This is a genomic window from Anaeromusa sp., assembly GCF_028691475.1.
Lineage (GTDB): Bacteria > Bacillota > Negativicutes > Anaeromusales > Anaeromusaceae > Anaeromusa.
In genome coordinates this window covers 1-11,112 of the sequence record NZ_JAQUZF010000091.1, presented here as the reverse complement: position 1 = coordinate 11,112, position 11,112 = coordinate 1, and the positions used below count along the sequence as shown (strand labels likewise).

Genomic DNA, 11,112 nt, shown 5'->3' with positions numbered 1-11,112 from the left:
GATAAAACAACTTATAATCTATTTGAGCGAATTTTCTATTCTGCTATGTATAAAATGGATTGTAAACTATATAAATATGAACTTGATGTTTTACTTAAGTTAGGTTTTGGAGAACTAAGAGGGAGTGCGCTTGGCTGTGCAAAGTATGGAGTTTGGACGCATCAATTAGATGAATTGTTTCTGTTTTATTCAGAGGACTTATTTTCTGGAGTCTAGACTCCTCATAGGAAAAATCCGATTATTTCTGATGTAGCATCAGCAAGACCGGCAGGTAAATTGTTTATTCATAATGGAAATTTATATCGGCCTTCGCAAAATAGCGCACAAATTTATGGCTATGGAGTAAAGATCAATCATGTTTTAGAGTTAAGTGAGAGTGAATACAAAGAAGAGTGTATCAACACAATAGAGCCGCTTTGGGATGAAAATATTATTGCCGTACATAGTTTGAATTTTACTCATGACATTACAATGAGTGACGGATTAATGCGGAAAAAAAGGTTTTTTAACGATGTTAATGTAAAACGTTTTACGTCTCTTAAAGTGTAGTGTTAGAAAGGAGGCTAAGCAGTATGAAACGACTTTTTTTCGCCATACTGGTGTTGGCCTTGCTCGTATCGCGGGCTGAGGCTGCAGCGGCGGAGTATATACTGCAGCCGCTTGATGTTGTGACCATTAATGTGTTTGGGTATCCTGAACTTAGTTATCCTGCTGCGGGAAATCCGGACGCTATTACCATTCGTTCTGATGGGAAATTTTTATATCCTCTTGCTGGCGAAATTCAAGCGGAAGGCTTGACTCCTGTTGCCTTGGCCCAAGAGATTCAGCAAGCGCTTGCGCAGTATTTTGTCAATCCGCAGGTGACAGTCAATCTTTTGAAGTTTAGTACAGAACGCGTTTATGTTTTAGGAGAAGTAAATCAACCCGGTCTTTATGAGCTGGATAAAAGCAGGACCTTGATTGACGCAGTAAGCGCGGCGAAAGGCTGGACCAAAGATGCGGCGAAAACCAAAGTGTTTATTATTCGCAAAGGTGAAAAAAGCAATCCCCTTTGCGTGAACTTGCTTGAATTGTTGAAAAAAGGGGATCTGAATAAAAATTTACTTTTACGTGAAGGAGACATCATTTATTTTACCGAAAATAACCGTATTGACATTGCCAAAGATATATTGCCGTTGACACAAATATTTTACAATATAAAACATACAGCAAACAACAATAATGGCTAGAAGGACTGTTAAGCCATTGGAACGATATAAGGCAAGGGATGTAGGAGGCATTTATGGAAAGGCAGCTAGACTTGCGTGAGTTATTGTCGATTGTGAAGAGGCACAGAAATGGAGTGTATTTCTGCACGTGTATGGCGATTCTTTTTGCTACGATACTGAATTTAATGCCGCCAACATATGAAGCAAAGATTACGATGCGCATTAAACCGGCGACAAAAAGCGTGGAGAATGTTGGCAAAGAAGCGTGGCAGTCGGAAGAGCTGGTACGCCAGAAAATGTATACATATGCTGAATTGATCAAAAGCAGAGCGGTTGTTGAACTTGCCATTAGCAAGCTGAGCGAGGAACAGCAAGCAAGTCTTCACTATGACAAAGTAGTTGACAGAATAAATGTTCGCCCTTTGAAGGATACGGAAATATTGAATATGTTTGTTTCTTCAGGTTTGCCGCAGGAAGCACAGGACTTAGCGAATGCATTGGCGGCAGCTGCCGGTGAAAAGTCGCTGGATATTGCCAGGGCGGAGAATAAAGAAACTCGGATTTTTATTGGGGAGCGTTTGGCAGAAAAGAAGCTTGAGTTGGATGAAGCGGAAAAAGCGTTAGTGGACTATAAGAAAAAGAACAAAATTGTTGCTGTTACTGAGCAAAGCCGGGCTTTTGTAGAACAGCAGAGCGCCTTAAAGAAGCTGGATAATGAGAATCAGGTAGCCTTGGCGGCAGCCTATGCAAAGCAACGGTCGCAGGCGGCCATTGTCGATACTCCGGTGGTTCATGCGTACCGCATCCGTTTGGCTGAGCAGGAAGTGGAATTGGCAGGGCTGCTGAAAACATTGACAGCCTCTCATCCTCGCGTAATGAGCTTAAAAGCAGCTATTGCCGAAAATAGAACGAAACTGCAAGGAGAGCTCAAACGCATTTCAAGCGGGGAAGTAATGCGAGGCGAGGCGCAAAAAGCAAGCATCCAAAGTCTTGCGTCGCGCAATGAACAGGAATCAGCGCAAATGCCGGAGATTGAGTCCGGCCTTGCGCAGTTGGCGCTAAAACATGCTGTAGCTGAAACTACCTACTCTACGTTAGCAAAACGGTATGAAGAGGCCCGGATTAATGAAATTATGGAAGCATCCAGTTTGAATATTATTGATATGGCAGTCTTGCCGGAAGAGCCTGTTAAACCCAAAAAAGTCTTTAACTTATGTATTGCTCTTTTTCTGGGACTTTTCACAGGCGTGCTGTCTACCTTTTTTCTTGAATACTTTTATAAAACCATTGATACGGTTGAGGATTTACGGCGCCATTTATCTGTGCCGGTGATCGGCGTTATTCCGCGAGTAGGAGCGCGCTCCCCAAAGCTAAACAAGGGGGAAAATGATGATGAAGATCTTCAGTAGATGGCTGCATAAAGGCAAACGTCAGTCTCAAGGCAGTCACGAATTTTATTTGATTCAGGATAGGGAGCAATCTCCGGTTGCCGAGTCCTTTCGCGCTTTGTGTGCTGCTATACGCGACGTGGAAGCGCAAGGGTCAGCCCAGGCTGTTTTATTTACTAATGCCAACGCCGGTCCGGGAGGAGCGTTAGTTGCTGTTAATGCTGCTGCGTTGCTGGCATATGCTGGGAATCGGGTTATTTTAGTGGATTGTGATCTGCGTACGCCGGTTGTGCATGAGTTTTTCAAATTGAAGAATATTGGCTTGACAAATTTTGTTGAAGACAAAGTAACGCAAGAAGAAATTTTGCAAGGTTCTTCCATCCCGAACTTAAAGATTGTGACTAGCGGTCCGTTGCCGTTAGAGGCGGTTCCTGTTTTATCCAATTCTAAAGTCCGCACCTTGCTGCACTATTTACGCCGTCAGGCAGATTATGTTTTTCTTACCAGTTCTTCTCTTTTGATTAAATCGGAATCTATTGTTTCTGACGCCTGCGTACTGGCTTCCAAAGTGGACGGGGTGGTGTTGGTCCTTGACAGCCGCTGCGTAAAACCGCAAGTCGCTCAAAAAGTAGTGCAGCTTTTGCAGGGGGCTAAAGCCAATATTATTGGAACTGTATTGCATGATGTGGTTGAATAATAACCGCTATTGTCAAGAAAGACAGGGTAAGCGGGCAGACGATGCAGAATGGGATTAGATTAGCATGATAAATTTGCCGGAAAAAGTATGGCGAAACTTTGGCGCCGGTTTATTAGGGAAGCTTTTGAGCCAAGCTATTTCGTTTATACTTGTTGTCTATTTGGCAAGAGTGCTGGGACCGCAAGCGTATGGCGGCATTAGCATGGTCCTTGCGATCATAAGCTATTTTAATTTACTGGCTGCCTTCGGCCTGCCCACGGTGGGGACAAGGGAGCTTGCCCGTAAGCAAACAGACAGAATGGAGACGATCAGCTGTATTTATTCCCTGCGCATCTGCCTGGCTGCTGCAGCTTATATTTTACTGTTTGTGTACGCAGGCCTATTTATTGATGATGGCGATTTGTTTTATTTGCTTCTGCTGTACGGCTTGACTATATTGAGTTCGGCTTGTTTTTTGGACTGGGCCGTTATTGGGCTAGAAGATTTGCGCTTGCTGGCTGTAGCCAATCTGCTGGGTAATTGTTGCACAGGCATTCTTGTTTTTTTATTTGTTAAAGAAGCGGCAGATGTATTTTATGTTCCGCTGTCGTTGTTTACAGGCGGAGTTTTAGCATGTGTTCTGCTTCTTTATTTTCTGTATAAGAGCTATTGGCTGCGTTTACGTTTTACTTTGGCCAAGGGGCGTGAAGTACTGCAGCTGGCAATGCCGTTTGCCATTACAAGCGCACTTTCTCAAGTTTATGAGAATTTTGACATGATTTTCCTGGGTATGACTGCAAACTATCTGGAAGTTGGTTATTACAGTGTCGCTTATAAAATCGTCTCTGTGCTCTCTGGAATTATAGGTATATATAGCCAAGCAGTCCTGCCAGTCATGATCCGCCTGCGCAGCGAGAATGCGTCTCTTGCTGGGCATGTTTTGCAGAATAATGTTCAAGCTATCTTGTTTTTGATGCTGCCGATTGTGACGGGAGGAACGCTTTTGGGCGGGGCGATAATAGATACGTTTTTCGGCGAAATGTACGCAAATGCAGCGCCAGCTTTTGTTTTGCTGCTTTACTATGTTTTGTTTATGGCGCTCAGCATCACCTTGGCTAATTGGCTTATCGCAGTGAACGAAGATCGACAGTATATGAAAATTCTGCTGTGCGGGGCGGTGCTGAATGTGGTGATGAATCTGCTGTTAACGCCGATTTGGAAGTCTACAGGCGCGGCGATGGCAATGATTATCACGGAAGTGTTTGTGTTTGCTTTTTTTGCATGGAAAATTAAGGGTTTGCAGCGGGGGTTTTGCTTAGATGGGCATTCTCTTCTCGTTTTAGTGGGCAGTTGCTTGGGGATGGGAGCGGGAATCGTTGCTTTGCAACAAGTTTTCAATCTTCATGTCGCTTTCCTAATCGTCATAGGGGCGATGCTGTATTTGGGGTTAGCGTGGCCTGTTGGTGCAAAAATCTTTAGGAAGGGTTTTGCGGGGGAATGATAGCTACATTGCTGGTCGTTACGCTGATTTTGTATACCGTGTTCTCTTTTAACCCGGTTGCGGCGATTCCCCTTTTAGGAAGGACGCTGAACATGTCACCGGGGGATTTGTTTACCCTGTTGCTTGTGGTGGCTTTTTTTGTAAAAAATCTCATCCAAGGCGCTCAGAAAGCGGGCGAGCCTAGGCTTGCGGCAGTAAATGATTTTTTGTATGCCTATATTTTTTTAGCTGCCATATTTTTAATTGCGACGGTTCAATTTTTTTTGCTGCATAATGAATTTGCCTTCTCCTTAGGGAGAAGCTTGTTTAACTACTTGTTATGGTGTATTCCTTTGGTTTTGTTCTACTGTAGTTCAGACATGTCTCTTGAGTTAAAGAAAGTACACAGTATTGTCTGGCTACTTATGGCAACCTTTGTGCTTGGCGTGCTGGGGAATATTGTTATCCTGCGCTCGGCAGGCGATATATTGAAATTATTTACAGAAACGTTTCAGTCCGATCAGCTGCGCTTAGGCGGACAAGTGGGCGATCCCAATCAGCTAGGTGCGTTGGCTGCTTTTTTTTCCGGTATTGGCATTATGGGCGTTTTTCGTGAACCTCATTATAGCGGCAAATTGGCATATTTAGCAGCAACACTTGGCACTGGGTTTATTTTACTGCTTACGCAGTCGCGGGAATCTATGGCGGCGTTAGCTATTGCATTGTTAGTGATGGTAGTGTTTCTTTTGCGGGACCGACAGTATGGCAAAGCAGTTGCTGTTTTTTTAGGGGAAGCGGTGGGCGGCGCCTTGGTTTTGCTTAAGGTTCCTCGCGTCGTCGAAACCATTACAGCGATGGTTGCGGGTGATACGAAATACGCTCTAAGTGATCGCGAGCATGTATGGACTACGGCGTGGCGTATTATTTCGGAGTATCCTTTTGGAATCGGCTTTGAGAATATGTATCTTTTCACTAATAATGCCGTGCAGCAAGCGCATAATGCCTTTTTGCAGTCCGCCATCTTAGCCGGCTATATAGGCTTTTTTGCCTTTTTGATTTTTCTGTTCTGTTTGAGCCGCATGCTTTTAACGAAAAAGAAGAACGCAGGCAATTGGCTGTTGGAAGCGTACTTTGCGTTTCTTGTTGGCTATCTTGTAACTGCATTTGGTTCCGATCATTTTATTTCTTTTTATACGTTTAACGCTATTTTTTTTGGCTTGTTGGGCTTTGTTTCCCGCGCTCGCTGAGACGGGCGCGGGAAATTTAATAAACCGGGGATAGGTGAGGTATGAATATTGTTTTGCTTCCAGCTCCCTCTTTTAAAGAGATTGGCGGTGTGGCGACTCATGTATTTATGTTGGCCAGAGGCCTTGAAAAATTGGGGCATCATGTTTTCCTCATTAACGAGTATCCGCCGAAATGGTTTCGCTGGCCTTTTGTGCGTTTTCCGGAATGGCTGTTGTCAAAATTCAATATATGCGTAGCGCGCCAATACCGGCGCATAGCCGAAGATTTGTATTTTTTCATCGAATTGTTATGGAAGACCAAAGGCGTGGTGCATGTGCTAAACATTCAGAACGTGCAGCATGCGGAAATTGTAAAATGGCTGCGCTGTCTCAGACGTTGTCAGGCAGTCTTGACAGTGCACGGCTATTTGACGTATGAGGCGGAATCCCGTGGCTGGTGCACTGTCGGCGATCAAACCCATCAATGGCTGTTGACGTTGGAGCGAAAAGGATATGCTGAGTTTGACGCCATTGTTTGCGTTGGGCGCCAGGCGGTGCGGCATGTGCAGCAGTTTGTCAGTAAGCCTGTTGCCGTCATTCCAAACGGACTTGACACGAACCTTTTTTGCGCCGCTCCCAAGGTGACGAGGGAAAAAATTTGCATCTTGTTTGCCGGGGTACTACAGCCAGCGAAAGGCATTATGGATGCCCTGGAAGCAACACGGTTATTGATTCAAAAGCATAAAGCCGCTGTCGAATTGCGTGTTGCAGGAAAAGGCGCGCAGGCGGAGGAGGCAAAAGCCTATGTTGTTGCGCACGGGCTGGAGAAAAGTGTAGTGTTTTTGGGCGCACTGCAGAAAGAAGAAATGCCGGCATTCTATCGCAGCGGCGATATTCTCTTATTTCCTTCCAAACAAGGAGGGGTTTCCGGCAAGTCCGAAGAATCTTCGCCGTATGCCGTTCTTGAGGCCATGGCAAGCGGTTTGCCTATTGTCGCTTATCGAACACAAGCATTGGAGGATCATGTGCAGGAAGGGCGGACCGGGTTTCTCGTTGCGCCTGGCGATTGCTATGCATTGGCGGACCGTTTAGGGGAGTTGTGTCGTAATACGTCTATGTTGCAAGATATGGGAAAGGCTGCGCGGCTGCATTGTGAACAGCATCATTCGCAAATAAAAATGGCCCAGCGCTACCTAGAGATTTACACTTCTTTTTTACAGTAAACAGGAGCTGTGCAGGAGCAGGCGGGAGGATGTAATAGATGCGTGTGGCGATTGTATCGGATATAGTGTCAGGCGCTATTGGCGGAGTCGAGCGCTTTACCGTTTCCATTTCGGAAGAATTAAGAAAGCGCGGCTTGAAAATAGATGTATATGACAGAAGCGTGCTCGAACATTGGCAAGAGCGTTGGTATGACAGGTATTTTATGTATCAACGCAGGAATATGCAGCTCGGCGCAGCGGTTTGGAGGCAGCTTACCTTCAATCGCAGCGACACAGATGTAATTATCCAAAACAGTGTAGCCGGCTGGAACTTGCGGCAAAAGACCGGTATTCCAAGGATTGTGATTCATCATGGAAGTGTGCGAGGCCTTTACCATATCCAGATGGCAGCGGCTGTTTCCTGGCGCATGAAGTTAAATCGCTATCTTGGCTTAATCCACTTGAAAGGGGGCGTTGAGCAGTTTACAGCGCAAGGAGCGGTGTCGGTGGCCGTATCCAGCGCAGTTGCGGAGGAACTGAAGCGATATTATAAAGGGATTGACCCTGTCGTTATTCCTAATGGCATTGACGTGGGACATTTTGCCCCGCAGGAGCGAAAGCGCTGTCGCGAAAAGTACGGTATGAGCGACGATGCGTTTGTGGTTTGCTTTACCGCCAGATTCGGCGTATTAGGCAAAGGATTTGAAGAAATACGCGCCTTGGCGGAGCGGGCTTGGCAAGAGCGTCTTCGCTTTCGATTTTTAATTGGTACAGATGAACCTCCTCGAGGGTGGCCGGCCAATGTCACTTTCGTAAAAAACGTAAGCTATCAAGACCTTCCGGAATTTTATTCGGCGGCAGATCTTTTTTTCTTTCCTTCCCGTTATGAAGGGTGCAGCTATTCTTTGTTGGAAGCGATGGCTTGCGGGCTGCCTATTCTTACGACAAGAGTAGGCTATGCTAAGGATTTATACAGGGATGTCCAAGCGTTGGTTCCGTTTATTTTGGAGAAAAATGACATTGACGCCTATTGGAAAATCATGCTGAGCCTTGTGGATAAGCCTGATTTTCTAAGAGCCTTAGGGGATGCTGGCGCAGAATATGTACGACAGCACAACAGTTTGAAGGCTATGGTTGATTCGTATATAGAGCTGATTGAAAAAGTTGCCCAAAAGAAAAAGGCATTGTCATGATAGAAGTGGTTCAAAGTAGTGCGAATTCAATGCACATTTGTTATATTACACATAATTTGCCTTATGGAGCGTATGAAGCGTTTATTATTCCGGAACTCAAGTATATAATGCGTTCCGGCCATAGAGTGCAGGTTATTCCCTTTTTGCCGGAAAAAAATGTGACACACCAAGATTGTGATTTTTTGCTGAAGCATTCCGTCAGAATGCCGCTGTTGAACGGGGCTATTTTGCTTGGGGCTCTGCAAGAGGTAATTAGAAGCCCTTGGGCGGTTGTTAAAAGCCTTGTGCCCCTTCGCAAAAGTCGGAATCTGGCTGTTTTTATGAAAAATCTAGCAGCGGCGCCTAAGTCGCTGTGGTTAGCAGGGCATCTTCGCCGCACTGGCGTTCCCGACCATATTCATGTCCATTGGATTAACGCCAGTGCGACAATGGCTTTTATTACCGCGGCGATACTAAACGTACCATGGAGTGTTACCGCTCACAGGGGAGACATAGCGGCGAATAATCTGATTGCAGAAAAAGTGCAAGCATGTTCTTTTGTGAGGTGCATTAATCAAAATGGCGCCAGTGAAATTCAGCGTCTAACTGCGGGCGGGGAAAAAATTTGTGTGCTTCACATGGGTGTGGAAATGGCGGAGGCTGCAGACTGGACGGCGGTGACAAAAGAGAGGGGACGAAAATTCAGTATTCTTACGCCAGCGAATTTAGTCGAAGTAAAAGGGCATTACTATTTAATACAGGCGATTCGGATTTTGCGCGCCCAAGGCGAAGAGATTCAATTGGATCTTGCAGGAGATGGCGTGCTGAAAAAAGAAATCCAAGGGCAGATCAAGGAGGCTGGGCTTGAAGATTGTATTCGCCTTCTTGGGCAGCTGTCTCATGCTGCATTGCTTAGTCGCCTTGTATCTGACCAATATGACTGTGTTGTTTTGCCAAGTATCGTAACGGAAAGGGGGGATATGGAAGGAACTCCTGTTGCGCTTATTGAAGCTATGGCTGCGGGTATACCTGTTATTTCTACTAAGACAGGCGGCATACCGGAGCTTTGCCGGGAGGGAACAGCGATTCTGGTGCAGGAAAAAGATTCACAGGCCTTAGCTGAAGCTTTACTTTTGCTTATGCGTGATGCTTCTGGCGGCGCTGCAAGGCTTGCAGCAGCAAAAACGTTGGTTAAAGAGCAATTTTACATCGCGACAATTGGGCAGGAGTTGCTGCGCTTGTTTGAAAAGTTTCGAAAAAAATGATTGCGGTGCGAAAGAAGGTGTCTTTTTGGGAAGGCAGTTTCCGGGATTAAGTAAATTGGTATTATTTATAGGTGATATGGTTATTGTGGCGGTATCTGCCTGGTTGGCAATGAATCTAGTTATTGCCTATAGCGAAGTGGTTCTTGATCTTGAACTATATCAGAGAATGCTGATGGTCATGATCAGTGTTGTGGGAATGCTGGTGATTTTTGATGGCTTGCTTTCTTTGCGGCGTAAGAAATATCTTGAAGTGATTATTGATTTGGCTGTTGCCATGGCGAAAATGTTTGTGGTCATGATGGCTATAAGCTTTTTCTTGCGCGAATTTGCCTACTCTCGCAGCATCTTACTGCTCGCAACAGTGCTGCAATTCACAGGCATGGCAGTATGGAATGGTCTATGGTGGCGTTTTGAACAAGATCAACTGGTTACTCGCAGGGTTATGATTATGGGAAACGCCGATGAGAATCATCATCTGATTGCGTTGCTACGCACTAATTCGTATCTTAAAGATCATGTTAAATGTGTTTGGCCGGATTATACAAACGGCGAATGGAAACGCTTTATTGATGATATTGACTTGGTAATTTTATCGGCAGATATGGAGCTTACTCATAAATCGGAAATGTTGTACTGGTGCCAAGTCAATAAAAAACAAGTTTTCATTATTCCGAATTTTTACGAGCTCTATTGCAGCAAAGTGGATTTAGATAAAATTGATGATATTCCTATTTTTCGTCCTAGTTATCTGCGTCCGACGACAGAACAAAAAATTATGAAACGTTTGCTGGACGTATTTGTGGCGAGTACGGCTTTGTTCATTATGCTGCCGCTTTTTCTCGTTGTGGCTGTTGCCATAAAGATGGATAGTCAGGGGCCTGTGTTTTTCAGCCAACGACGTGTTGGTGAAAATGAAAAAGAATTTGATATTTATAAGTTTCGTACTATGTGCGAAGACGCAGAAAAACAAACAGGTCCTGTTTTAGCTACTGTTGACGATCCCCGCATTACAAGGGTGGGACGTTTTATGAGGGCGACTCGCATTGACGAGCTGCCGCAATTGCTGAATGTTCTTGTTGGCGAAATGAGTATTGTGGGGCCTCGACCAGAGCGGGCTTTTTTTGTGGAGATGTTGAAAAAAGAATTGCCGGAGTATATTCACCGGCATAACGTAAAACCTGGGATTACCGGGATGGCCCAAGTTTGCGGCAATTACAGCACTTCTCCTTATTGTAAGCTGGTGTATGATTTGATTTATATACAGCAATGTCATGTGCTCACCGATGTGATGCTTATGTTGAAAACGGTAAAAGTTTTGGTTTCTCCTAAACATTCTAAAGGGGTCGATAAGAAGGAAGCCGAGCCTGTGAGAATATCATAATATGATTGATAAAGAGGAGAATATGCAAATGGACTATCATGAGAAGCGTGTATGGGGGCGGATTAGCGTTGTTCAACAGGTTCGGCTGCGTGCGGAAAGAAACTTAAAAAAAAC

Annotated in this window: 10 protein-coding genes; all 10 read left to right on the top strand. The window is 45.0% G+C overall.

Annotated elements, in window-relative coordinates; genetic code table 11:
- The coding region (locus PHF27_RS11080) for a hypothetical protein (RefSeq protein WP_300069871.1) at positions 1 to 216 on the top strand (216 nt) is incomplete at its 5' end.
- 356 nt (positions 217 to 572) lie between these two features.
- On the top strand, positions 573 to 1,229 hold the full coding sequence (locus PHF27_RS11075) for a polysaccharide biosynthesis/export family protein (RefSeq protein ID WP_300069869.1): 657 nt from the start codon (positions 573 to 575) through the stop codon (positions 1,227 to 1,229).
- 53 nt (positions 1,230 to 1,282) lie between these two features.
- On the top strand, positions 1,283 to 2,617 hold the full coding sequence (locus tag PHF27_RS11070) for a GNVR domain-containing protein (RefSeq protein ID WP_300069867.1): 1,335 nt from the start codon (positions 1,283 to 1,285) through the stop codon (positions 2,615 to 2,617).
- Positions 2,595 to 3,293, top strand: coding sequence for a CpsD/CapB family tyrosine-protein kinase (locus tag PHF27_RS11065; protein WP_300069864.1), 699 nt, complete (start codon positions 2,595 to 2,597; stop codon positions 3,291 to 3,293). Before PHF27_RS11070 ends, PHF27_RS11065 begins: the two co-directional genes overlap by 23 nt.
- Before the next feature lie 64 nt (positions 3,294 to 3,357).
- Positions 3,358 to 4,773, top strand: a complete 1,416-nt coding sequence (locus PHF27_RS11060) for a flippase (RefSeq protein ID WP_300069861.1) — start codon at positions 3,358 to 3,360, stop codon at positions 4,771 to 4,773.
- Positions 4,770 to 5,999: an O-antigen ligase family protein gene (locus PHF27_RS11055; protein WP_300069858.1), complete on the top strand. Its 1,230-nt coding sequence runs from the start codon at positions 4,770 to 4,772 to the stop codon at positions 5,997 to 5,999. The genes PHF27_RS11060 and PHF27_RS11055 overlap by 4 nt, the downstream gene beginning before the upstream one ends.
- A gap of 41 nt (positions 6,000 to 6,040) precedes the next feature.
- Positions 6,041 to 7,201, top strand: coding sequence for a glycosyltransferase family 4 protein (locus tag PHF27_RS11050; protein ID WP_300069855.1), 1,161 nt, complete (start codon positions 6,041 to 6,043; stop codon positions 7,199 to 7,201).
- Between the two features lie 38 nt (positions 7,202 to 7,239).
- The gene (locus PHF27_RS11045; RefSeq protein ID WP_300069852.1) at positions 7,240 to 8,373 is read left to right on the top strand and encodes a glycosyltransferase family 4 protein; all 1,134 of its coding nucleotides are present in this window, start codon (positions 7,240 to 7,242) and stop codon (positions 8,371 to 8,373) included.
- Complete coding sequence (locus tag PHF27_RS11040; RefSeq protein ID WP_300069850.1) at positions 8,370 to 9,617, top strand: glycosyltransferase; 1,248 nt, start codon at positions 8,370 to 8,372, stop codon at positions 9,615 to 9,617. The genes PHF27_RS11045 and PHF27_RS11040 overlap by 4 nt, the downstream gene beginning before the upstream one ends.
- Positions 9,595 to 10,998 carry a sugar transferase gene (locus PHF27_RS11035; RefSeq protein ID WP_300069847.1) on the top strand — a complete coding sequence of 468 codons (1,404 nt, stop codon included), beginning with the start codon at positions 9,595 to 9,597 and terminating at the stop codon, positions 10,996 to 10,998. Before PHF27_RS11040 ends, PHF27_RS11035 begins: the two co-directional genes overlap by 23 nt.
- Positions 10,999 to 11,112 lie beyond the last annotated feature (114 nt).